The sequence below is a fragment of the Bacillus sp. LNXM65 genome, assembly GCF_002998575.1.
Taxonomy (GTDB): Bacteria; Bacillota; Bacilli; order Bacillales; family Bacillaceae; genus Bacillus.
This window is the reverse complement of the sequence record NZ_PVRB01000006.1, coordinates 25,532-48,963: the sequence shown is the minus strand read 5'-3', so window position 1 is coordinate 48,963 and position 23,432 is coordinate 25,532. Positions and strand designations below refer to the sequence as shown.

The following is a 23,432-nucleotide window of genomic DNA, read 5'->3' as shown; positions in this document are numbered from 1 at the left end:
AAACAGATGAAATCATACATAGAAAAAGAACTATTTCTCTTATCAGTCAGACACGCATGTATTGCATGTTATTTTTTAGTATTTCCGTTTGCTGCACAAGTCCTTTATACCCCATCACCTTTATTGATCGCCCTCATCGCTCTTTTTATGACTCATAACTTAGTAGAATGTATCATTTGGTTTTACAAATCGAGAAAGATCAGGAAGCACCAGTCTGGTGATCTATCGAAACGAGGACATGTCTTTACTCAGCTCATGCAAAGGCTGGAACAGCTGATCATGATCGGTTTTGTTGTTTTCTTTATCACTGAATGGATGCAGGGAGCGGCTGATCTCCAAACTCTTTCACTAGCTGTTTTTCTATTGATGATTTTTTTCCTACAGCACATTCAGTTTTATTACGTCCAGCTATTCTTTAAATCCAAAAGCTGGTTCTCCTATGTTCCTTCATTGCAAAAGGCACGTCCTTCTTATATAGCGAGGGAGCGAAAGGCTTTGAAGAGATCCTAAATGTGCAAACTATCCAAAAACATCAGAAAATTATGATAAAATGTGGAAAAGAAGCATGGAGAAAGGGAGTGCGAGCGAGTGAAAGCCGTTGGACTATTGGAGTACTTACCGATTGAGCATGAGCAAAGCCTGATGGATCAGGAAGTAGAAAAGCCTAAAGCAATGGGCAGGGATATACTGGTGAAGGTAGAGGCAGTCTCAGTGAATCCAGTTGATACAAAGGTGAGATCACCGAAGGATCAGAAGGAAGAAGAACTGAAAATTCTTGGCTACGATGCAAGCGGCACAGTTGTTGAAGTCGGTGAAGCGTGTACATTATTTCAGCCTGGTGACCACGTGTACTATGCGGGAGATATCACGCGTCAAGGTTCAAATAGTGAGTATCAGCTTGTGGATGAACGGATTGTGGCGAAAAAGCCTGCCAATCTCTCCTTTGCAGAAGCAGCCGCGATGCCTCTTACGACGATTACGGCATATGAAGCGTTATTTGACCGGATGCATATGAAGCGAAATGCAGAAGGGGCAACACTGCTCATCATCGGTGGTGCAGGCGGGGTAGGTTCTATCGCCATTCAACTAGCCAAATTAGCGAATGCCACTGTGATCGCCACCGCATCAAGACCTGAAACAAAAGAGTGGTGTCTGTCATTAGGTGCTGATCATATCATTGATCATCATGAGCCGCTTCTCGCGCAGCTTCAGGAAAAAGGAATAGGCGAAGTGGATTTTATTTTATGCTTAAATGACACAGATGGACATTTCAAAGGCATGGCAGAAGCCATAAAACCCCAAGGCACGATCTGTACCATTGTCGAGAATCAGCACAATCTAGACATTCAATTACTCAAAAATAAAAGTGCCGCATTTGTATGGGAGTTCATGTTCACACGCCCTGTGTACAAAACAGCGGACATGATCAAACAGCATGAGCTTTTAACAGAGGTAGCTGAGTTATTTGAACAGGGAACATTAACGCATACCTTAACAAAGGTTCTCAGTCCGATCAATGCCGCTCATTTGAAGCAGGCGCATCAAACGCTTGAGCAAGGAAAAATGATTGGCAAATTTGTGCTAGAAGGATTTTAAGAGAGGGGAGAGCGTATGACGTCATTACAATATCCGATTGGCTTATATGAACCGGTTGAAGAAAAAACGAAAGAACAGCTTGAGGCATGGATTGATCAGTTGGCTGCGATTCCACAAGAATATGAAACGGTCACCAATCAATTGACAGATGCTCAGCTGGATACACCCTATCGGCCTGGAGGATGGACCGTCCGTCAGCTCATTCATCACGTAGCAGACAGTCATCTGAATGCATACTTACGATTCAAGCTTGCACTCACAGAAGAAACACCGCACATACGTCCATATGATCAGACGGGATTCGCCGAGCTTCCAGACACCAAAGCGCCCATCAGCCTATCACTGCCCTTAATCAGCAGTCTGCATCGCAGGTGGGTTACATTACTTCGAGGGATGTCAGAGGAAGACTTCACTGCGTCCTATTATCACCCAGCCGATCAACAAACGGTGTCCTTATATGATGCAACAGGAATGTACGTCTGGCATTCAAAGCATCACCTTGCCCATATCACGGAATTAATGAAAAAAAATCACTGGAATTAAAGGAGTCATCACATGTCTGGTAGAAGAATTGTCGGCGCCATGTTTATTTGCATGGCGGCATTGTTTTATCTAGCGAAATACGTACTTTTCGAGATTCACTATTCTGGAACGAGTTTCGCTGAGGATGTAAATGAATTCCAACTTCTTGAAGAGGTGCTGCCTGGCGGTACGTGGATCAGCATCCTTTTTCTCATCATCGGTTTAGCCTATCTTTTATGGGATGACAGGGGAGTTATTCAAAAAACGTTTATCCTCTCAGATAAACAAGTAGAAGAAGAAATAAAAAAGACGGACCTCAAGTGACCGTCTTTTTTCCTTTTCATGTTTAGCCGCGTTCAGGACGCAGTGCTTTTTCTAAAATAGCCAGACCTTCGTTGACTTTTTCTTTTTCCTCGTCATTGAGCCGTTGCAGGGAATTTTTGATTTTTTCGTGTCCTTTTTGATAAATGCTTCTGAAAATATTTTTCGCTTCCTCCGTTAGTTCTACCACAATGATTCTCCGGTCGCGCTCAGAGTGTTTTCGCTCGACAAAGTGAGACTGTTCTAACCGGTCAAGCAGACCTGTCATATTGGATAGAGAAGCGCCCATTTTTTCAGCGATTTCGGATACTTTGAGAGAGCCATGGTTATTGAGCAGCATGAGCACCTTCATTTGAGGCATACTCATATCGAGCTTCATCCATTCTGAAACATCTCCAAGACCTGCAGCTGTGAGTACTTTCATATAAAGCACCCATGTCTTTTTTTCCTCTGGAGATAGAATCTCTTCTTTTAATACAGTGGTGTCATGAATATTATATTCCACGCTTGTTCACTTCCTTTAAGCGGCTCTTTTCTCTATACTACTGATTTTTACTTCTAATTGAAAGGTTCGTCAAGCTTTTGAATGTTAAACTGCATGAATCAAGTGGTATTTGTTGTATAATAATGTTCAGTCTAAATAAATGAAGCAACCTAGAAAGTTGGGGAAAACATGTGGAACAAAAAAACGGGTATGACGATCTTAAAAATGCTTTTTCCGATCGTGATCATCCTTGTCTTAATTTTTGTCGCCAAGCAGGAGCTGAGCGGCCTTTCCATTAAAAAGACGTTTTATATTATTGACAGCTTGAATCGAATGGACTTGTTTATTCTTGTCTTTCTTGGACTTGTCGCAGTGTTATCGATGTCCTTATATGATTTTATTTTACGAAGAAGCCTTAATATGCCTATCAGCGGCTGGAAAACGATTCGCATTTCCTGGATTGCGAACTCCTTTAACAGTGTCCTTGGGTTCGGCGGTCTATCAGGAGCAGGGCTTAGAACGCTTCTATACAAGGAGTACATAACCGATACGAAAAAACTGCTGAAAGGCATTGCCCTTTTGACTTCCTCGGTCCTTTTGGGCTTATCTATTTTCAGTGATCTGATCTTGGTGAGGGTGCTTCCTGTTGAAAGTATTATCAGCCAAGAGCCGTGGCTATGGGCCTTTGTTATCATCTTTGCCTGTATTGTACCGATATATATCATCATGGCATCAATTCGAAAAAGCTCGATTGAGAGCGGTGAAAATGGACTGAAGCATCCAATTTACGCTTATATCGGTGCATCGTTTTTAGAATGGCTGGCAGCTGGTCTTGCCATGTACATGGCTGTCGTCTCTATGGGGATGAATGTCGATGTCCGGATTGTATTAGGCGTATTTGCGATTGCGTCAATCGGTGGTTTAATCAGTATGGTTCCGGGCGGATTTGGTTCGTTTGATCTCATCTTTTTACTCAGCATGCAGTACATTGGGTTTGATAAAGAGATGGTGCTGACGGCGCTCGTTTTGTACCGCTTCGTGTACTCGATTTTCCCGTTTATCCTTGGGCTTTGTCTAGCTGCTTACGATTTAACGGGAACGACGCTTAGACGTCTTGAAGGCAATCCGAGAATGGCACCTGCCATAGAAACAACGAACGTCTTAATTGTGTTGCACCGTGCTTTATTAATCCGTTTATTGTACGGATCATTATCAATTTTAACCTTCGGAAGCGGCTTGCTCATCATGGCGTCTGTTGTGCTTCCTGTCGATCGATTAGGCGTGATTACCAGCATTCCACGCTTTCTGTTATCAGGATTTAATGGTCTTTCTTTAATGTTCGGAATCATTCTGATGATATTGTCCATTGAAGTGTATAAACGAACAAAAAGATCGTACGTGCTGACGATGATCGCCCTAGCAGGCGGCTTTGTGTTTACTTTGTTAAAAGGATTTAACCTGAGTCTCATCTTTATTCTGCCAGTCATCATGGCTGTATTTTTCTCTCTTCGAAATCAATTTGTGAAGCAGCAGGCCCCTTATTCGTTGTATCAGTTTGTGGCGGCCGCCGCTGGATATTTACTCGTGCTGTTTAACTATAATGTCATCGGCAACTTTATTTGGACAAAAATTGGGCATTTCTTGAGTAAGGATTACCTGGTGCATAATGAACGGCATATCACGATGACGAGCATGATTGCTCTCATCGGTGTACCACTTTTCTTTTTCATTAGTAAATTGATTTTTAATAAAAAAGCATTTCCTATTGGAGAAATAGCAGATGAGGAAAAATTAAAAACGTTTTTAGAGGAAAAGGGCGGAAATGCCCTCAGTCATCTTGGCTTTTTAGGCGATAAAAAATTATTTTTCTCAAGTGATGGAGAGGCGATGCTTCAATTTGGACGAATTGGCCGCTGCGTCATTGTGCTCGGAGATCCCTCTGGACGTAAAGCGTCCTATCCACTTGTGCTTGAGGAGTTTTTACAGCAGACCGAAAAAGCAGGCTATCGTGTCGCTTTTTATCAAGTAGAACGGGAAGGGATGGCGCTTTATCATGACTTAGGCTTTCATTTCTTTAAGCTTGGAGAAGAAGCCATGGTCGATTTAGAAACGTTCTCTCTCTCCGGTAAGAAAAAATCAAATTTACGGGCTGTGGCCAATAAGTTTGAACGAGAAGGCTATACGTTTGAAATGCTGGAACCGCCTTTTTCAGATGAGTTCATTTCAACCTTAAAACAGATTTCTGACAGCTGGCTCGGAAAGAAAAAAGAAAAAGGATTTTCGCTCGGCTATTTTCAAGAAGATTATCTTCAAAAAGCACCGGTTGCGATTCTGAAGGATGAACAAGGGGAGATCATTTCTTTTGTGTCACTAATGCCGATGTATCAAGAAGGGGAGATTTCCATCGACTTAATGCGTCATATGCATGATGCACCGAACGGGATGATGGATGCGCTGTTTATCCACCTTTTTCAATGGGCGAAAGAAAAAGGCTACAAATCCTTTAACATGGGAATGGCGCCTTTATCAAATGTAGGGACGTTTCATCAGTCCTTCCTCACGGAGCGTTTGGCGAGTGTCATTTTCAACAACGTCAGATTTATGTACAGCTTCAGTGGATTGAGGTCGTTTAAACAGAAATATAAACCCGAGTGGCGCGGAAAATATTTAGCGTATAAAAAGAATACATCATTACCTGTCACAATGGTGCTTGTCACCAAGCTGATTGGGATGGACCCAAATCGCAACCGGCGTCCATAGATCAAAAACCTTTACCTTTCACTAGGTGAAGGTTTTTTTAGACAAAAGAATAGCAAAAGTGGTAAAGTTGAAGGGTAAGGGGGATGTAAATATGACATTAAATGAATGGTTTACTAAGGGATTAACTGAACGTACATATGTACACAACATGGAGAAAAACCGAGAAAATCTGCTCACGGTGTACAATCAGTACGCAATTCATCAAAAAGAAAAAGAGCTGCTTCAAAAGCTGCAAAAGAAAAAGCTCAGAGCGCTTGTCATCACAGCGGATTGGTGCGGGGATGCGATGGTCAATGTACCAATTTTCATGCGTATCGCGAGTGAAGCACTCATTGATGCGCGCTATTTCATTCGGGACGAGCATCTAGACCTGATGGATCAGTATTTAACGAACGGGACCGCAAGATCGATTCCGATTATCGTGATCATTGATCAGGACGGGAATGAAGTAGGAAAATGGGGGCCACGCTCAACAGAAGCACAGCGCTTTGTTGATGAGAAAAAACCAGACAAGGATGCACCTGATTTTGAAGAAGCTTTTCAAGTATTTGCGAAAGAAGCCGCACATCACTATACGACAGATCGTTACTTATGGAAAGATATTGAGAAAGAAATAGTAGAAGTTTTGGAAAAAATATAAACCAAAAGACTACTTCGCCGCAACGGGAAGTAGTCTTTTTTTATCTTGTTTTTGCGTCTCACCTACAAAACACCGCATAAAGATGTAGAAAAACCGCAGAATTCTACAAAAAACCGCAGAAAACCGCAAAGCATCACGATTTTCCCAACCATTTTTAGTTGAAAAACCTCATATGTGCCATGAAAACCTCAATTTTGCCCTTATCTAAAGGCTCATATAACGCACGTTGGTTTGCTTTTTCCCAATACAAGAGGCCCAGCAACTATAGTAATCTAGTTGTAATCTCCTTTGAACGAACTAAAAAACAAATGACGGAAAAGGGCTGGCGATCAATCTATGAAAAAAATCATTTATCTCGATCAAGAAAAAAAGAAGCTCGCTGAATCGAAAAAAAGAGAACAGCGTTCCATCAAATCACTTAGGCTGCTTGTGTTTTATGACGGGCAAAGTCCTTCATGTGCAAAAGCGATTGACTTGTTGAAAGCTCTCGATTGGAAGAACCGTATTCATTTTGAATCCTTTAGGCATTCGCAACTGCTCAAGCTGAACAAAATAAGTGAAGAGAAGGCAGAAAAACGAATCGTGTCTATTTCCTTAGCCAAAAACCAAAAAAATTCGGGGATCTATACGTGGCTGCGAATTGCCTGCAATATCCCTGCATTATGGGGAACGATCCCATTCATCGTGCTTAGCATTTGGTTAGGCTTTGGACAGCATGCGTATGATTATTTTGCGAGAAAACGGTACATTCATTCTGTCAAACAAGTCACTCGTCCTGGTACAGATCAACAGAAGACCATTTAATGAATTGGAAAAGCATGACCTTCGATCGGCAGAAGGTCATGCTTTTTTGTAATAGGGAACATATGATGCTAAGTGATCAAGCAGCGTTCTCGTATAGGACATATATGCACGTTCGTCAAGCTCAGAAGCCGCATAGGAAAGCAAGGTTCTAAGAGCAAACAAGTACTCACTGTGCAGCTCATTTTGTTTAAAGTAAGGAAGGGCTGCTTCGATCAAATAGGTTTTCAAATCAAGAGGGTTTTCCTCAATCATCAATTTATAGATTTTGATCATATATAAACAATTTGGCTGAATACGAGGCTGTTTTAAGAGCTCGTGTATGTAGGGAAGTGCCTTTTTGCGGTCGTATTCAGCATATAATGTCGCAATTTCATACAATGTTTCACAGTAACGGTCTTCTATCTGTTCTTGATTAAAGTAATTGAGTGAATCTAGTAAATAAGGCACAGCTGAAGAGAAATCGCCTTCACGTTTTAAGAGCACCCCGTAATAAAAATAAGCCGTCATTTTAATATAGGCATCAGGATAAAGGGACGTGTGCATAATCACTTCTTTTAAATATTTCTTCGCCGTTTGAAAGGCTTTTAGTTCCAGTGAGATCACGCCATGAATGAGTGTACAGTGAATAATCCGCTTGAAATTGTTCTTTTGTCTATATAAATCCATCGCTTGATGTGTCGCTTCAAGCGCATCACCAAGATGTCCCATATTTCCGAGTGCTTTTGCATAGTGATAATATAGGTCACTTTGTTCAACAGACGCGTAAGAAAAGCAGCTCTCAAGTTTTTTTAAGCCTTCTTCAAGCTGACCATTTTTTATTAGATGAATGCCATCTAAATATTCGAAAATTTCTTTTTCTGTTTCAATAAAGGTTTTTTCAAACTTTTTAAGCACGCGGTGTGTTTTTAAGGCAAGCGGCTGTTTGTCCGTTAATAAATAAAATTGAAATAAGGACAGATGATACTGAATGCCTAAATCCAGCGAAAAGAACTGTTCCTCGTGCTGAATGATCATTTCTGCATTTTGTTCTGCCTGATCGAGTGCATAGAAATACATATTCATTTGAAACTCGTCCAAGAGTGACAGCAGGTGACGCGCCTTTTGTGACAGCGTTTCTTGACTGATGCCCAGCCGTTCAAGCAGTAAATTGATGGTATCTTGATTGGCCTCCTTTGAGCCATTTTCGATTTTACTTAAATGAGAGACAGAACAAATTCCTTCTGCCAATTCAGATTGGGTCATATTTTGTTTATAACGGTAGAGCTTGATGATTTGCCCGATATTGATTTTCATTCCATCCAGAAGCCTCCCTTCCAATCATGGGTTGAAAGCCTTTTGACAAAATAACCGAATCAGACAAAATGGGAATACCTGAAACCATTTCATCATCCTGGTTTTTTTATCAAAATTTGTTTAAAACGTAATATGATTGTAACATTACTTGAAAAAGTCAAACAACTTTTTAGCAGACAGGAAGGGAAACACCATTTGCAAATTACCCTAAATGATGTTTATAATGTGAATGAGAATCAATTTCAATTAAGATTGATTGAAAGGATGACAGATATGCCAGAAATCAAACAACAAACAGAAGCGTTAACGATTCGAGACGCTGTCAGATATAGACGATCCATTCGAAAATTCAAAGAGACGCCGGTGACCATTGAGCAGCTTCAGCCGTTATTAGAGGATGCAGTCTATGCACCGAACCATAAAATCACGGAGCCATGGCGCTTTCTATATGCGGTGACGGATGAGGCCAAAGCAACTTTTGTTGATCGCTTCATTGCGTTCTTTCAGCGCAACAACCCAGATGCAAAGGAAGAAAAGATCAATCAATATAGAGATTACTTTTCTAAGGTCCCAGCGCTTTTACTTGTCGTGCTAAAAGAAGACGAGAACCCTGTGGTGAGAAATGATGATTTTGCCGCCGTGAGTGCGCTTATTCAAAACTTCCAGCTGCTTGCGTGGGATCAAGGGATCGGTATGGTCTGGAAGAGCGGCCGCATTTTATATGACAAAGGCTTTCAACAAGACATGGGCTTAAAGGAAAACGAGCGTTTTGCTGCGATCCTTCACATTGGTTATCCAGAAGAGGTGCCTGAGGTAAAATCACGTCAGAAAGCATCAAGTCTTTTAACTGAAATTCAATAAAAGAAAAGCAGACCGCTACTAAAGGGTCTGCTTTTTTACTTATTGTTTTTTGGCGCGCTGGTCGGCTGCTTTCATACGTGCCATTGCTTTTACGTCATTCGGATCTGCAAGTTCTTTGGAAAATTCAACATATTCGCCATCCGTCTCTTGTGCTGCAAGCTCATGATTGGATTTTTGGTGTTGGTCTTTTTTCAAAGCCTTTCCCTCCTTTACAAGATCACTTTAGTTATGTGCTTGTTGGAGTGGAATATCCATCTTATTTGTTTCTTTTTTCTGCTGCTCTTTCCGCTTTTTTGAATTCCTGCTGATACAGGACTTCCTGGGTTTTCTTCAGCTTTGAAGTTGGCTGGTGTTCTTTTTTCTTCATCAAAATTGCCCCCTCATCTCATTTCTAATAGGATGGGTGTTTTTGACAAAATTTATTCCTCTGAATGCAAAATGGTTTCTTTTAATTCAGGATGCAAAAAGTCATAAGAAGAAAGCAATGCCTTTTTCGGCAGCGCACGCTGGCCTTCTAAAACAAGTAATGACATTTCGCCAAGTGCCGTTTGAATGACAAAGGATGGGACCTTCAGCCAGTGGGGGCGGTGAAGGGCAGACGCAATCGTTTGTCCGAGCTGCTTCATTTGCACAGGATTCGGTGATGTGACATTGAGTGGACCTGAGATGTCGTCATGGTGTATCGCATAAGCAATAAGGTGTGCCACATCTTCGACATGAACCCATGAAACCCATTGCGAACCAGAGCCGATCGTCCCGCCGGCAAACAGCTTATATGGCAGAGTCATCAGTGGCAGTGTACCATTTTCTCCTAACACGACACCAAAGCGTGTGTAGACGGTACGAATGCCAAGTGCTTCAATCTTTTGCCCCTCAGCTTCCCAACGCTTTGAGGTATGGCTTAAGAAATCAGTATCCGCAGGAGGTGATTCCTCCGTAAAATCTCCTGTTTGAGACGTGCCATAAATTCCGACAGCACTAGCTTGAATGAGCACAGATGGTTTCGATTCCTGCGCTTCTATAATGCGTCTCACTTCTTGTGTGGATTGAATACGGCTAGAGAGGATGCCTTCTTTTGCCTTGTCTGTCCAGCGGGTGAAAATGGATTTTCCAGCAAGGTTAATCCAGACATCAATGGCAGGCAGTTCATGCTCAGGCGCAGCACCTTCTGTCAGCCACTGCACATAGTGTAAATGATTTTGTTCGGATTCCTTTGGATTTCTTGTTAAAATATATAGATGATGTCCTTCAGCAGCGAGCACTTTTGTGACGTGCTGGCCGATAAAACCGGTTCCTCCGGTGATGGCGATATTCAATTGACATCTCTCCTCTCATATACATACCTATACCTTTCACGATTTTGAATCAGAAGAAACATCCTGACTGTATTAAAAAAGGAGTGATCACAGGATGCCCTATATTACAAAAATCTCCGCTCAGAAAAACAATACAGAGCGGGTGAACATCTTTCTTGATGAAAAGTACGCCTTTAGCGTTGATCTAGATGTGCTCGTCCAGCACGACTTAAAAAAAGGGAAAGAGCTGGACGAAGCAGATATCATTGAAATTCAATTCGGTGATGCTGTGAAAAAAGGATTTCAGCAGGCCGTCGATTATTTATCCTACCGAATGAGATCGGTGAAAGAAGTGACCGATTATTTGACGAAAAAAGAAATTCCAGCGCCTGCTATTAGTGAAATTATACACAAATTAAAGCATTACAAGTATGTAAATGATCTTGAATTTGCGGAAGCCTATGTAAGTACCCACCGTAAAACGAACAGCAAAGGGCCGTCCGTCCTGAAAAAAGAGTTAAAGCTTAAAGGGATAGACGATGACACCATTGAACAAGCGCTATCGCAATATCCTGATGACTTACAGCTGGAGGAAGCCGTCAATCAGGTTCTCAAGCTTGTGAGAAAAGAAAAGAATCGTTCTGCAAAAGAGATCGAGCAGCGCATCAAGCTTCAGCTTCAGCGAAAGGGATTTTCGTTTGCGATCATTGATAAAGCCCTTCAAGAAGCCTATGATGGACAAGAAGAGGAAAAGGAAGAAGAAGCCCTCCTCTATATGCTGGAGAAGGCAAAACGCAAGGTAGGATATGACGGATCATTTGAAAAGAAGATGAAAGTGAAGCAGTTTTTATTCAGAAAAGGCTTTGATCTCGATACAATTGATCACGTTTTAGACAAAGGGGAATGACAGATGGAAAAACGTTATAGTGAGATGACGGAATACGAATTGAAGCAGGAAATTGCCTCTCTTTCTGAAAAAGCACGAAAGGCTGAGCAGCTTGGCATTGTCAATGAATATGCCGTCTTAGAACGGAAAATCGATATGGCCAAAGCCTACTTATTAGATCCCGCCCTCATTCAAACCAAAACGACTTATCAAATCAAAGATACAGACGAGCAATTTTACGTGGAATATTTAAATGGCGTATTTGCGTGGGGATACAGAGTATCGGCTCCAAATAAGGAAGATGCCCTGCCGATTTCAATGCTTACGAAAAAGGACTGATCCAGCTGTAGGCAAACCCTCGCATTCGGTGTCAGGTCTGTACGCCGGTGCTCGTCCTTCCTAGGGCTGCAAAGGTTTTCTATCACGCTGAAAAGAAGACAAAGGACTGATCCTAGAGATCAGTCCTTTTCTTTACTTCGAACGCTGTTTACGGACGTTGTTCTGAAGTACGATGTCGTGCTGCGTTTGCTGCGTTTCTCCGTTGACCTGAGAGGCAGAATGCTTTGCATTCGCCCATGGTTGAGGGTAAGCGGTTGTCCTTAATTGAACAAAGTCTTCCATATACGATTTCCCATTTGAACTCATATCTCAAGCACTCCCTTTGGAAAAATTAGCGTTTCCCTGATGCCCTCATACGTTCCTGTGGACGTGTATTCGTCTCACCATTCGGCCTTTTAGACGCATAAGCATCTGTGGCGCCTGGCTCGCCTTCAAATTTGTGATTCACTTGATTTGGAAAGCCTTTTGCTTTATTACGCATCTCGATTCCCTCCAAACAATACAAATCATTTGCGTCTTTTGAAGACGTAAGGGTAGTATATGAAAAAAGAGGTTTTTTTAAAAAGGCACTTTCTGCTAGATGAAGGAGGAACCGACATGGAACAATACTTTGAGCGACTAACAGAACAACTCATGGAAAAAAACAATATGCTGACATATGAAGAAGCACGTACATGGGTAGAGCTGCTTTGGAGTGATTTTGAAACGACCTATGCAAAGGCTGGCCGCAAGTATAAAGGACAGGAAACAACAGAACGGATTGTCCAAGAATGGATTGAGAGCTACGGTGCACAGCTGCATTTATTTCAAAATAAACAATCAAAGGCAAACGAGCATCTGCAAGGGCAGAACAAAGGGCTGCTTCATTAAAAGAAGTGCCCGCTCATCTTTTTCAATAAATAGGAAAATATATAAATAAGCAAACAATTTTATGATACAATACCCAGTCTGTGATCGAAATTACAGGCTTTTTACAATGGTTAAACTTAAAATTACATTAAATTCATCTTACTGAAAATCACTGGAAATAAAACTTTGATATAATGGAACGATTAAAGAGACATGTAATTTATGGATAATAAAAAAGGGTTTCGTTTTCTGACAAAAAAGGAATAATGAACATAACAGACTATGTGAAAAAAGTGAAGAGAAGGTGCGATATGGAACGAGAATTGCTCTCTGTTATAATTCCTTCTTACAATGAAGGTGAAAACATCAGACGAATCTTTGAGGCACTCGAGGAAGAGTTTCGCGATTTTCATTATAACTTTGAAATCATCTTTGTGAATGATGGAAGCAAGGACAACACACTTCAATACATGAGAGAGCTCTCTCGCAAAAGTGCAAAGGTCAAATACATTTCCTTCTCGCGTAACTTTGGGAAGGAAGCCGCTATTCTGGCAGGACTTGAATATGCGAAGGGAGTAGCTGCGATCATCATGGACGCCGACCTGCAGCACCCAACGTATTTGATTCAGGATTTTGTCAGAGGGTATGAAGAAGGCTATCATCAAGTCATTGCCAAACGGAACCGTAAAGGAGACAGCAAGCTTCGCTCTTACTTAGCATCCATGTACTATAAAGTGATGAACAAGGTAGTAGAAGTGGACTTGCGTGATGGCGTCGGGGATTTCCGTTTAATTTCACGCCAAGCAATCGATGCATTGCTTCAGCTGAAAGAGGGAAATCGTTTTTCAAAAGGGCTTTTTTGCTGGATTGGGTTTGAAGAAAAGGTCATCTATTATGAAAATGTAGAAAGACAGCATGGTGATACAAAATGGTCACTGAAGAAGTTATTTAACTATGGCATAGATGGCGTCATTTCTTTTAACAACCGCCCGCTGCGTATTTGTTTTTATACTGGCATACTGATCTTATTCCTCTCTTTGATTTACATCGTGGCCACCTTTATTCAAATTGTCAGAACGGGCGTGATGGTACCGGGTTATTTCACTTTAATATCGGCTGTGCTTTTCCTCGGAGGTGTCCAGCTTTTGAGTCTAGGTGTGATTGGAGAATATATTGGCCGTATTTATTATGAAACGAAAAAGAGGCCGCATTATTTGATCCAAGAATCAAATGTCATGCAGCAAGAGACAAGCTCAAAGGAACAAGACCGAGTGTTAACACAGTTATTTAAATAACGTGGAGTCAAATAACCGGCAAGCACGAATCGCTTGCTGGGTTGTTTTGTTTCAAAGAACAGTGGATCTTTTGTGGAAAGGATTTAGATGATGAAACGTAGATGGATAATCATTGGAATGTGCCTCATTCTTGCTTTATTAGGACACTCCTTTTTCTTATATGAATATACGCAAGGCCGGTACATGACAGGAGATGGGGACGGCATCTCGCAAATGCTCCCATTTAAAAAGCTGCTTTACGACGAATATGTCAAAGGGAATTTCTTTTATTCCTATCAATTCGGTCTAGGCGGCGGTACATACACGCAATTAGGGTATTATTTCACAACGTCGACGGTCTTTATGGTGACAGTCGCTGTCGTCTGGCTGATGAATACGCTTCATTTCATACAGTCAACGGACATTCATTTCTGGGCACATGCTGTGATTTGGCTGAGCGTGATCAAGCTGACGCTCATTCTAATCATCGCTTACCGTGTGCTTCTTTCAATGGTTCAAAATAGACTAAGTGCATTGACAGGTGCCGCAATTTACGGACTGTCTATTGTGTATTTTCGGCATCAAACATTTTGGGAGTTTTTTACCGACAGCATGATGTGGCTTCCGCTGCTTGTGCTTGGGGTTGAACGGATATTCAAAACGGGTAAGCCGGCTTGGTTTATTTTGGCGTGCAGCCTGATGCTCATCAACAACTTTTACTTTGCTTATATTCATTTTATCTTTTTAGCGATCTATCTTGTTTTCAGATATATGATCAAGCTGCGAAGTGAGGAGCGCGGGTGGAAGGTGTTCTGGACGCTTGCGATCTCTACGCTGTTATCCTTTGGGATCAGTGCCGCTTTTTTTATCCCGTCTGTTTATGGCTTTCTCAATAATGTAAGACCACCGTATGAACAGGCCATTCCTTGGTTCGAGCTGCATGATCATCTGCTGTTTGCAAGCAGAGTGTATTTATTACCTGTGATTTTTCTGATTTGTATGTTCCTCGTTCCGCTTTACCGAAACAGATGGTTTTTCATGTTCACATCCATCAGTATGCTGCTCATTGCTTTTCACTTTAGCCCAAAGATGGCGAGCGTGTTTAATGGTTTTTCAGCACCGCAGTACAGGTTTGAATATATTCTTGCCTTTACAGTTGGAGCGGTCGTTGCCATCACGATCAAGCATTTCTCACAAGTCGAGTGGAAGTGGAAAAAGCGTGCGGTCTTAGGCGCCTGGATCGTGTTCCTTCTCGCAGTCGCTCTTTCAGAACGAGCAAAGGGAAACATGGATGTCGTTGTGTATACAGGCATAGGACTGCTTGTCATCAGCTTGTTCTTCCTATGGATGCATGCGGAAAAACGTCAGCACCTTCGTCTCTTTTCAGCTGTACTTATTGCCATTAGCTTACTGACAGCAGGCGTGTATCAGCAGGAATACTTATCTGAAAGAAGCAATATAAAGAGCGTATCAGATACGTATCTGAATAGTGAGGCATATGCTGGACATGAGCAAATGAAGCTCATTCAGCAGATTCAAAGCCGCTCAAAAGATCCGCTCGCCCGGATTGATTGGATGAATGGCGTGCGAAACAATACCCCATTATTTGAAGGCTTCCAAGGCATGAGCGTGTATTCAAGTATATTGAATCAGCATTTGCTCAATTTCTACTGGAATGACCTGCAAATCGATATGGGAAGGGAAAGTGTCAGCCGTTATGCAACAATGGGGGACAGGGCGAATTTATACAGCCTGACCTACGGAAAGTATTATATGAGAAACAACATGATGCCTTACTCACCACCAGCTTATTTTAAGCCAATTTTGAAAAGTGAGCATTATGAGGTATATGAAAATACTCGGCCGCTGCCATTTGCAAGAACAACGAGCACCGTTTATTCAGAAAGATCCTTAAAGAATGCCTCAGCACTTGATAAAGAGCATGCGATGCTGCAAGGTGTGATTTTAGACAAAAAAGGAAACGCTGAAATTGAGCGCACGCCAAATCGAGTCAAGGATACAAATATTCATACCGAACAGGCGATATACGAACACGGCGTGCTTGATGTATACGGAGAAACAGGCGGCCTGAATATCACACTGCCAGATGACATCGCTCGCGCTGGGGATGTGTATGTGAGCTTTTATGTGAAGCGGACCGACCGTAACGCAGGGTTTCAGTTATCCGTTGACGACTACGTCACCTCACGAAAAAGCAATACATCCATCTACAAAACAGGCGTAAATGAAGTGACGATTCGAGTCCCTGCGGAAAAGATCCTCTCCATTCGAGTACCAAAAGGGACATATGAGCTCAATCAAATGAAGCTGTATCAAGAACCTTACCGCGTCCTAGAAAAAGCATATGAAAAAGAAAAACAGGATGATGGCAGCCAAAAAGTAAAGCTTAAAAATAACCGCTTTACGATTTCATATGATAACAAGCTCGGCGATAATTATATGATTCTGCCTGTTCCATATGAAAAAGGCTGGGAGCTCACGGTGAACGGACACCAAACCGATATTGAAAAAGCCAACTACACTTTTATTGGTTTTCCAATAGAAAAAGGAAAAAACGAGATTGTGCTAACCTACTATCCGCCTTATATCAGAATTCTCGCATTGATTTCATTGATCAGTTTGATTGGTGCGATCCTCTATGCACGGAGAAAACACAAGAAACACCACTTTTCATCATAAGTGGTGTTTTTTTATCTTTCTCAAAATTGATACAATCAACATAAAAGCATGAGAATGGGGGAAAACCATTTGACGTTAAACAAAGAATCCATTACTGATCATTATGAACACACCCTTGAATGGGTACAGTCACTAGCGGAAATAACAGACGAAGAATGGCGCAGAGCCATTGCTGATGGAAAGTGGAGCATTGCTGAGATCATCGCACATTTCGTTCCATGGGATGAATTTATTTTACACGATCGTCTAAAGGAATTTTGGAACAATCAAGCGTTACCGCAGGCACCTGATGTGCATGAAATGAATCGACAGTCAGCCGAAAGGGCGAGACACGAAGAGAGAAGCGAGACGATTGGACGATTTATTGCTGTCAGAACAGAATTGCTTCAAGAAATGAAGAAAATCGAAGCATCTCGCTGGACTACAACCTTTTTGATCGGTCAAACCGAGCTGACGTTATCAAGTTATTTTCAAGGTTTAATTAAGCATGATCTTCATCATATGGAGCAGGTCAAACAAGCGCTCTCTACAGAAAGACGATAGCGCCTCACGAAGCTTCCTTATCAAATGGAAACGTCGCATAATCAAACAAAAAATGAAACAACCAAAGACTAAGGGCAAAAAGAATTTCCTCAGAAGTAGACAGCCAAATGCCGTCGACCAATTCGTCTGATAAATAAACAGCACCCCAAATAAACAAAAGGTGAAATAAAATGGCATAGAAAACGATGGATCGTTTTTTAGACCGGCACTTTCGAACAAACTGCATGAGCACGTGCTCCAGATGTTCAAAAGAGATCCCGAGTACAACATAGATGCCCATAAACAGTAGTAGCGATAAAATTGATTGATAAAAAGCACCCGTCAAATGAAAGAACAGCACACAAAACAACAAAAATATGTAACAGACAACCGATATCGCCATCAGCCACTTCACCCCTTGCCATAAAGCGTGAACAGATTGCTGCATGGATAAACAACACTCCTTTACATGAAGATACCTGCAAAAAGGACAGCCTTTTTGCAGGAAGGTGGAATTAATCCTCTTTTTTAGGTGCAGCGATGACAGGGTGTTTTTCAGTATCAAGCAATTTCAAGAATTCTTCACCTTGATCTAAATGATCAAGAACAAGCTGTTTCGGTGTGACCGCAAGCCACTGATTGAGTGAAATGTCTGCATAATGGTCGCTCTTAAAGATTTCTAAGAAATAAAGCGGTTCGTCGCCTGTATTCTCTACATAATGCCCCATCGCAAATGGCACATATCCAACGTCTCCCGCCTGATAGTTGAAGGTTCTCGCATGTCCATCAGAAGCAAATACGGTCATTCGTGCCTTTCCAGAAATGAAATATTGCCATTCATCCGTATTTGGATGCCAGTGCAGCTCACGAATGGCGCCTGGATCGACTTTCACAAGAGCAGAGGCAATTGTTTTAGATGCTTTAAAATTGGTAGAATCCGCAATCCACACTTGTCCACCGCTTGACGTAATCGGCTCTTGTTTTAACAGCTCATATTTAAAGGAATTCGGGACCTCTCCTTGCTCTGTTTTCACCTTGTCACATTCAAGGGAACCAGGAATTCCTTTTTGGAAAATATACTTTTCTTTCTCTGGCAGCTTGTCAAACTGCTCCTTTGTCATACCGAAGTTCTTGAGCACGACTTCCTCTGGCGTATGGGCAAGCCAATCCGTTACTTGGAACGTACTATTTTCTGAGAATGACCCATCATCAAACACAAGCAAGAATTCAGCTCCCGGCTCAAGTGCTTGAATAGAGTGCGGCAAGCCAGAAGGGAAGTACCACAAATCACCCTCAGTCACATCCTCTGTAAAATTGCGCCCCTCTGCATCAACCGATGTAATCCGAGCTTCCCCATAAATCATGTACGCCCATTCCGCTTCCTTATGCCAGTGCAGTTCACGAATCGCACCAGGCTTTAGCCGCATATTAACAGAGGCAAGACTTTTAGAGATCGGCAGTTCACGTACCGTTACCTCGCGGGCGTAGCCGCCTTTTTCTAAACGATTGTGTGTATCAGAAAAAGAATATTTCATGTTGGAGACCGTTCCATGATCGGTTTCTGGCGGCGTGAGCATATCTGGATTTTGTCTGTCCCGCTCGAGATTACGTGGAATTTTGACCGTTGCTCCTTTTTCTCCTCGAATCGGCTGCGGTACACCATTTTGCTTTTCACTCATGATAAAATCCCCTTTCAACATCGTATTGTGTGAGGTGACAAAAGGCCTTTCATTTCGCCCTCGTTTTCATAAGGTGAAACGAATCAAGAAGATGTCAATCTGATTCATCATTTTTTTGAACAGCGACCAATCGTTGGATGAGTTTACTTAATTCATCAAACTTTCGTTCAAAACGTGTCAGCAAGTAAACTGTCAAAATGGCAGGGAAGCCAGCCTGACCGAGCTGCTTCAGCCATTCCTCCGAAAAAAAGGTCTCCATTTGTCTCACCTCCCAGCGGATGCTCGTCTTCTCTATAAGTGGTATGAAAGAAGAAATAGGAAATCAAAGGGGGAGAAAATGAATCATTAGACCCGTTTCACAAAGTTTACTTTTTTTAACTTTTGTCCACTTAATGCAAGTAGAGAGAACAAAGGGGAGGATGCACATGGATTATCGGCTGTTATTGAAAGCAAAATGGAATGAAATCATTGATCACCCACTCATTCAGCAATTTTTAAGCAACCCTAAAAACCAGCAGCTGCTCCGGCAAGTCATGGAAGAGCCAAACGAAGAAAATGCGAAAAAACTAGATTCCGAGTTCAAGCAGTTTTATCAAAAAATCCGCATCATCAAGTATATTTCCACAATGATCCGCATCTTTTCAGTCGACTTTGATAAACGAGTCAAAAAAAAGCAGCAGCGTTTTCCGCTCATACTCGATCATCCTGATACGCAAGAAGTGAAAGATCCTGTTCAAACAGATACGTATGAAGCCGTGCTCTTCAACCAGCAAGACTTAGGGGAGCACCTGCAAGACAAAAGATTGTACAAGGCCTACCAGCAGCTCACAGACAAACAAAAAATGGTCTTAACCCATATTTATGTTGAAGGTCAAACAATGAAAGAAATAGCCGATCGGCTAGGCGAAACGAGACAAAACATCTCAAACATCCACAAAAAAGCGCTCAACAAACTAAAAGAAGAAACAGGGGGAGATGTCCGTGAACGAAGAAAAAATGACCAATGGGGAAATGGAAGAACTCATTGAAACCTTCACACCCATGATCAAAAAGAAACTACAAAACACGGCATATCAAGAAAGAGAAGACCTCGAACAAGAACTCTATATCAAACTAATCGAAAAAGTAGATCGGCTGATTTACCAAGAGGGGCCTGGATTTTGGGAGTTTATTGTGGAATATATGACGAAGTTGTAAGAGTGAACTGATGGTGCGAATGTGAGGTGAACATAAACCCCGGTGCATTCGCACCTTTTTATTCGACAAAAATGAGAAAAAATGTATATTTTGTGAAGGGAAAAACAAAATTCTTTATTGAAAGTTGAGGATTTTGCCTTTCATTTCCTAAAAAATGTTACAATTAGGGCAGAAATCGCAGTCGCACTCTATATGAGTGCGTGGATTGAAATTCCATCAGAACGGATCTCAATTGGCGTCGTGAGCAGGTCGCACTCTATATGAGTACGTGGATTGAAATTGACCTAGTCCCTCGTTATTATAAAGGTGAAAAATTGTCGCACTCTATATGAGTGCGTGGATTGAAATATCAATGTCTGTCGCCATTGCTTTTTTACCAAGTCGCACTCTATATGAGGCGTGGATTTAAATAATGATTGTGTGACCGTGCTCAGGTGCTTCTATGTGTCGCACTTTACAGGAGTGTATGGATTGAGATAGCTTGAAAAAAATGTTGACAGTTGGGCTTGATTTAGGTGTGAAAAACATGACTCTGGCTCAGTAGTCATGTTTTTAAATGAATTCAAAGCTGTTGATGAAACAGTGAAATAAGTATGTTTTCAAGAGCAATAGTTTTTATTTAAATAGGATTAAGAAAAATTCGGTGCGAATGTGAGGTGGACATAAAATCCCCGGAACATTCGCACCTTTTTATTCGACAAAAATGAGAAAAAATGTATATTATTTAAAGGTGAAAACAAAATTCTATATAGAAAATTGAGGGTTTTGACTATGATTCCCTAAAAAATGTTATAATTAGGGCAGAAATCGCAGTCGCACTCTACATGAGTGCGTGGATTGAAATTCTATTAACATCATTTCCCAAGTGAGTATAAACCGTCGCACTCTACATGAGTGCGTGGATTGAAATCGTAAGTACCAACCGTCTTCTTGGAGAGCGAAAGCGTCGCACTCTACATGAGTGCGTGGATTGAAATGGAACATAGACAACCTTTCCGGTTTGTTTTGCTGTCGCACTCTACATGAGTGCGTGGATTGAAATTTGTCGAAGCCTGTGAATTTCACAGTGTAAAGAGTCGCACTCTACATGAGTGCGTGGATTGAAATTTACTATCTGTATAACTTTCGGAGACGGATTTGAGTCGCATTCTATTTGAGTGCGTGGGTTGAAATTCGGTATCGTCACTCTACCTCGGATATGCAAAAACGTCGCACTCTATATGAGGCGTGGATTGAAATAATGATTGTGTGACCATGCTCAGGTGCTTCTATTTGTCGCACTTTACATGAGTGTATGGATTGAGGTAGCTTGAAAGAAATGTTGACAGTTGCGCTTGATTTAGGTGTGAAAAACATGACTCTGGCTCAGTAGTCATATTTTTAAATGAATTCAAACCTGTTGATGAAATCATGAAAATACCTTTAGAGCAATAGTTGTTAATTAAATAGGATTAAGAAATATTCGGTGCGAATGTGAGGTGAACATAAAATCCCCGGTGCATTCGCACCTTTTTATTCGACAAAAATGAGAAAAAATGTATATTCATGAAGGAGAAAACAAAATCCTATATTGAAATTTGTGGATTTTGACTATTATTTCCTAAAAAATGTTACATTTAGGGCGAAAATCGCAGTCGCACTCTACATGAGTGCGTGAATTGAAATTTCGAGTGTAACGACATGAACTCCATTAGACACTAGTCGCACTCTACATGAGTGCGTGAATTGAAATCCAATCCACATCATATTGGCCCAAATTTGTGTTAGTCGCACTCTATATGAGTGCGTGAATTGAAATGATGCTAGTGATTCCATTACAAAGTCCCCCATAGGGTCGCACTCTATATGAGTGGGAGGAATAAAATTCTTGTCAGTAGGTAGCTTGAATCATGAGTAATAGTTTTTAATTAAATAGGATTAAGAAAGATTCGGTGCAAATGTGAGGTGAACATAAAATCCTTGGTGCATTCGCACCTTTTTATTCGTTAAAAATGAGAAAAAATGTATATTATTTAGAGGTGAAAACAAAATTCCGTATAGAAAATTAAGGGTTTTGGCTATCATTTCCTAAAAAATGTTACAATTAGGGCAGAAATCGCAGTCGCACTCTACATGAGTGCGTGGATTGAAATATTTTCTGTTCTTGCTCGGCGCGCATTTCCAATGTCGCACTCTACATGAGTGCGTGGATTGAAATCATGAGACATATAACAATCGATTCCCGCACGTAGGTCGCACTCTACATGAGTGCGTGGATTGAAATTTCCATCTGCAACCGTTGTTTATATCCATCAAGTCGCACTCTACAAGAGTGCGCGATTTTAAATGATTGTCTCTTAAACGGGTATGGCCACCTCAAATCCATCTTCTTACAATATCCTCTTTCAAATAGCCATCAAATATACTGTTCATTTGTACAGTGAAAACATGACTCCTTGCAGTCATGTTTTTTTCTTCTTCTTTTTCCTAAATAAACCTTAAAAAATCTCAAAATAAGTCGAAATGAAAAGTAGTCATTTAGATTCAAATTTTATCCATTCGTAATGAATGATGAAGGAGGAATTGGTTTGGGTGAAACGGAGCGAACCGGTAAAGTGGAGCAGCTGATCTTAGAGAATTATCAAAGATTAAACAGCATGATATCAGAAGAAGTGGACTTTGCTTCTAACCATGGCGGGCTGACAGGGGATTCTAGAGAAGTGATGTGGTTGGAGTTTTTTCGGAAAATCATTCCTAAAAAATATTCATTAGCACAAGGTGTCATCATTATTGACTCAGATGGAAATCATTCTAACGAAGTCGATATTGCCGTATTTGATGAGCAGTATACGCCGTATGTGTTCCAACACAATTCCTTGAAGTTTATACCGATTGAGGCGGTTGCGGTTGCTATTGAATGTAAAAGCTCTAATTTGAAAGAAAAAGGTTTAGAAGAATGGTCTGAAAAAATAAAACGGCTAACACCAAAAACAACAGGAATTGCTAGAATGGCTACAGGTTACTTTACAAGTGAAAGTAACACACAAAAGAGGACGCGTCCTTTACTCATTTTGGCAAGTAACTTTAAAAGAGAAGAGGACCAAACAATTTCAAATAAAGCAGCTGAATTAGCGGCGTCTTTTGATTTTATGCTCATGAAAAAAAGCAATGAATTTCAATTAAAAGTACCTAATGAACATGAACATCTAAGATGGTGGTCAAACGAATTAAATTGTTTCAAACAAGAAAAACGATCTAAGGAAGAAGAACAATTTCTAGATGAAAACAAACTCAGCGATTTACGTATTGATGGATACGATCTGTTGACACTAAATTTCCAATTAAATCAATTGCTGATGCTCATTAACAATCCCATGTTTTTCCCTCACTATGCATATGCCGAGCTATTTCAGAAACAGATAACAAAGTGA

The 23,432-nt window shown here is 41.1% G+C and carries 27 protein-coding genes and 1 CRISPR repeat array; of the genes, 17 read left to right on the top strand and 10 right to left on the bottom strand.

Translation table 11 applies throughout. The features are described from left to right. Positions 1 to 6: 6 nt before the first annotated feature. From C6Y03_RS12850 to C6Y03_RS12835, 4 genes are all read left to right on the top strand, one after another. Entirely contained in the window at positions 7 to 510 is a 504-nt protein-coding gene (locus tag C6Y03_RS12850; protein ID WP_106037170.1) for a hypothetical protein, read from the top strand. A gap of 78 nt (positions 511 to 588) precedes the next feature. Next, complete coding sequence (locus tag C6Y03_RS12845) at positions 589 to 1,596, top strand: zinc-binding alcohol dehydrogenase family protein (protein ID WP_106039431.1); 1,008 nt, start codon at positions 589 to 591, stop codon at positions 1,594 to 1,596. A gap of 15 nt (positions 1,597 to 1,611) precedes the next feature. Further along, positions 1,612 to 2,139, top strand: a complete 528-nt coding sequence (locus C6Y03_RS12840; RefSeq protein ID WP_106039430.1) for a YfiT family bacillithiol transferase — start codon at positions 1,612 to 1,614, stop codon at positions 2,137 to 2,139. A 12-nt stretch (positions 2,140 to 2,151) separates the two neighbouring features. Next, positions 2,152 to 2,442: a hypothetical protein gene (locus C6Y03_RS12835; RefSeq protein ID WP_060595804.1), complete on the top strand. Its 291-nt coding sequence runs from the start codon at positions 2,152 to 2,154 to the stop codon at positions 2,440 to 2,442. A 22-nt stretch (positions 2,443 to 2,464) separates the two neighbouring features. On the opposite strand, the gene C6Y03_RS12830 is transcribed toward C6Y03_RS12835, so the two are convergent. Further along, complete coding sequence (locus C6Y03_RS12830; RefSeq protein WP_003217817.1) at positions 2,465 to 2,944, bottom strand: MarR family transcriptional regulator; 480 nt, start codon at positions 2,942 to 2,944, stop codon at positions 2,465 to 2,467. A gap of 168 nt (positions 2,945 to 3,112) precedes the next feature. Here C6Y03_RS12830 and mprF point away from each other — a divergent pair, with 168 nt between their 5' ends. The 3 genes from mprF (at position 3,113) to C6Y03_RS12815 (ending at position 7,127) form a co-directional block, all read left to right on the top strand. After that, complete coding sequence (gene mprF, locus C6Y03_RS12825) at positions 3,113 to 5,683, top strand: bifunctional lysylphosphatidylglycerol flippase/synthetase MprF (protein WP_106039429.1); 2,571 nt, start codon at positions 3,113 to 3,115, stop codon at positions 5,681 to 5,683. Between the two features lie 91 nt (positions 5,684 to 5,774). Next, complete coding sequence (locus tag C6Y03_RS12820; RefSeq protein WP_034665029.1) at positions 5,775 to 6,323, top strand: thioredoxin family protein; 549 nt, start codon at positions 5,775 to 5,777, stop codon at positions 6,321 to 6,323. Positions 6,324 to 6,659: 336 nt separating this feature from the next. Beyond that, the gene (locus C6Y03_RS12815) at positions 6,660 to 7,127 is read left to right on the top strand and encodes a thiol-disulfide oxidoreductase DCC family protein (protein WP_034665027.1); all 468 of its coding nucleotides are present in this window, start codon (positions 6,660 to 6,662) and stop codon (positions 7,125 to 7,127) included. A 36-nt stretch (positions 7,128 to 7,163) separates the two neighbouring features. Here the strand turns inward: C6Y03_RS12815 and C6Y03_RS12810 are convergent, their stop codons facing one another. Beyond that, the gene (locus tag C6Y03_RS12810) at positions 7,164 to 8,420 is read right to left on the bottom strand and encodes a transcriptional regulator (protein ID WP_066031145.1); all 1,257 of its coding nucleotides are present in this window, start codon (positions 8,418 to 8,420) and stop codon (positions 7,164 to 7,166) included. Positions 8,421 to 8,693: 273 nt separating this feature from the next. On the opposite strand from C6Y03_RS12810, the gene C6Y03_RS12805 reads away from it, so the two are divergent. Then, positions 8,694 to 9,281 (top strand): nitroreductase family protein, encoded by a 588-nt coding sequence (locus tag C6Y03_RS12805; protein ID WP_060595825.1) that lies wholly within the window; start codon positions 8,694 to 8,696, stop codon positions 9,279 to 9,281. A 39-nt stretch (positions 9,282 to 9,320) separates the two neighbouring features. On the opposite strand, the gene C6Y03_RS12800 is transcribed toward C6Y03_RS12805, so the two are convergent. The 3 genes from C6Y03_RS12800 to C6Y03_RS12790 all read right to left on the bottom strand — a co-directional run bounded on the left by C6Y03_RS12800 (position 9,321) and on the right by C6Y03_RS12790 (position 10,597). Beyond that, positions 9,321 to 9,476 (bottom strand): YfhD family protein, encoded by a 156-nt coding sequence (locus C6Y03_RS12800; RefSeq protein WP_034665021.1) that lies wholly within the window; start codon positions 9,474 to 9,476, stop codon positions 9,321 to 9,323. 61 nt (positions 9,477 to 9,537) lie between these two features. Continuing rightward, entirely contained in the window at positions 9,538 to 9,648 is a 111-nt protein-coding gene (locus tag C6Y03_RS12795) for a YfhE family protein (RefSeq protein WP_017358836.1), read from the bottom strand. Positions 9,649 to 9,700: 52 nt separating this feature from the next. After that, positions 9,701 to 10,597, bottom strand: coding sequence for a TIGR01777 family oxidoreductase (locus C6Y03_RS12790; RefSeq protein WP_060595805.1), 897 nt, complete (start codon positions 10,595 to 10,597; stop codon positions 9,701 to 9,703). A gap of 94 nt (positions 10,598 to 10,691) precedes the next feature. Here C6Y03_RS12790 and recX point away from each other — a divergent pair, with 94 nt between their 5' ends. Both recX and C6Y03_RS12780 read left to right on the top strand, forming a co-directional pair. Further along, positions 10,692 to 11,483, top strand: a complete 792-nt coding sequence (recX, locus tag C6Y03_RS12785) for a recombination regulator RecX (protein WP_060595806.1) — start codon at positions 10,692 to 10,694, stop codon at positions 11,481 to 11,483. A gap of 3 nt (positions 11,484 to 11,486) precedes the next feature. Then, a complete protein-coding gene (locus C6Y03_RS12780; protein WP_060595807.1) occupies positions 11,487 to 11,801 on the top strand; it encodes a YfhH family protein in 315 nt (104 codons plus the stop codon). Between the two features lie 132 nt (positions 11,802 to 11,933). Here the strand turns inward: C6Y03_RS12780 and C6Y03_RS12775 are convergent, their stop codons facing one another. Both C6Y03_RS12775 and C6Y03_RS12770 read right to left on the bottom strand, forming a co-directional pair. After that, the gene (locus C6Y03_RS12775; RefSeq protein ID WP_003217811.1) at positions 11,934 to 12,107 is read right to left on the bottom strand and encodes a YpzG family protein; all 174 of its coding nucleotides are present in this window, start codon (positions 12,105 to 12,107) and stop codon (positions 11,934 to 11,936) included. 25 nt (positions 12,108 to 12,132) lie between these two features. After that, on the bottom strand, positions 12,133 to 12,282 hold the full coding sequence (locus C6Y03_RS12770; protein ID WP_003217849.1) for a small, acid-soluble spore protein K: 150 nt from the start codon (positions 12,280 to 12,282) through the stop codon (positions 12,133 to 12,135). Between the two features lie 116 nt (positions 12,283 to 12,398). Between C6Y03_RS12770 and C6Y03_RS12765 the strand changes: the two genes are divergently transcribed. The 4 genes from C6Y03_RS12765 (at position 12,399) to C6Y03_RS12750 (ending at position 17,167) form a co-directional block, all read left to right on the top strand. Continuing rightward, on the top strand, positions 12,399 to 12,671 hold the full coding sequence (locus tag C6Y03_RS12765) for a YfhJ family protein (RefSeq protein WP_034665009.1): 273 nt from the start codon (positions 12,399 to 12,401) through the stop codon (positions 12,669 to 12,671). A gap of 290 nt (positions 12,672 to 12,961) precedes the next feature. Then, a complete protein-coding gene (locus C6Y03_RS12760) occupies positions 12,962 to 13,945 on the top strand; it encodes a glycosyltransferase family 2 protein (RefSeq protein WP_034665005.1) in 984 nt (327 codons plus the stop codon). Positions 13,946 to 14,032: 87 nt separating this feature from the next. Then, complete coding sequence (locus C6Y03_RS12755; RefSeq protein ID WP_106039427.1) at positions 14,033 to 16,624, top strand: YfhO family protein; 2,592 nt, start codon at positions 14,033 to 14,035, stop codon at positions 16,622 to 16,624. A gap of 48 nt (positions 16,625 to 16,672) precedes the next feature. After that, on the top strand, positions 16,673 to 17,167 hold the full coding sequence (locus C6Y03_RS12750; RefSeq protein ID WP_106039426.1) for a DinB family protein: 495 nt from the start codon (positions 16,673 to 16,675) through the stop codon (positions 17,165 to 17,167). A gap of 4 nt (positions 17,168 to 17,171) precedes the next feature. Here the strand turns inward: C6Y03_RS12750 and C6Y03_RS12745 are convergent, their stop codons facing one another. The 3 genes from C6Y03_RS12745 to C6Y03_RS12735 all read right to left on the bottom strand — a co-directional run bounded on the left by C6Y03_RS12745 (position 17,172) and on the right by C6Y03_RS12735 (position 19,084). Continuing rightward, on the bottom strand, positions 17,172 to 17,594 hold the full coding sequence (locus tag C6Y03_RS12745; protein WP_106039425.1) for a regulatory YrvL family protein: 423 nt from the start codon (positions 17,592 to 17,594) through the stop codon (positions 17,172 to 17,174). Positions 17,595 to 17,661: 67 nt separating this feature from the next. Continuing rightward, a complete protein-coding gene (locus C6Y03_RS12740; RefSeq protein ID WP_106037160.1) occupies positions 17,662 to 18,825 on the bottom strand; it encodes an oxalate decarboxylase family bicupin in 1,164 nt (387 codons plus the stop codon). 94 nt (positions 18,826 to 18,919) lie between these two features. Then, positions 18,920 to 19,084 carry a YvrJ family protein gene (locus tag C6Y03_RS12735; protein ID WP_003217819.1) on the bottom strand — a complete coding sequence of 55 codons (165 nt, stop codon included), beginning with the start codon at positions 19,082 to 19,084 and terminating at the stop codon, positions 18,920 to 18,922. Positions 19,085 to 19,250: 166 nt separating this feature from the next. On the opposite strand from C6Y03_RS12735, the gene C6Y03_RS12730 reads away from it, so the two are divergent. The 3 genes from C6Y03_RS12730 (at position 19,251) to C6Y03_RS12720 (ending at position 23,432) form a co-directional block, all read left to right on the top strand. After that, positions 19,251 to 19,853, top strand: coding sequence for a sigma-70 family RNA polymerase sigma factor (locus C6Y03_RS12730; protein WP_106039424.1), 603 nt, complete (start codon positions 19,251 to 19,253; stop codon positions 19,851 to 19,853). Then, a complete protein-coding gene (gene rsoA, locus C6Y03_RS12725) occupies positions 19,801 to 20,022 on the top strand; it encodes a sigma-O factor regulator RsoA (RefSeq protein ID WP_148666385.1) in 222 nt (73 codons plus the stop codon). Before C6Y03_RS12730 ends, rsoA begins: the two co-directional genes overlap by 53 nt. Positions 20,023 to 20,834: 812 nt before the next feature. Continuing rightward, a CRISPR array of direct repeats spans positions 20,835 to 21,195; the repeat unit is 32 nt; unit sequence GTCGCACTCTACATGAGTGCGTGGATTGAAAT. 1,394 nt (positions 21,196 to 22,589) lie between these two features. Next, positions 22,590 to 23,432, top strand: a complete 843-nt coding sequence (locus tag C6Y03_RS12720) for a DUF6602 domain-containing protein (protein ID WP_106039423.1) — start codon at positions 22,590 to 22,592, stop codon at positions 23,430 to 23,432.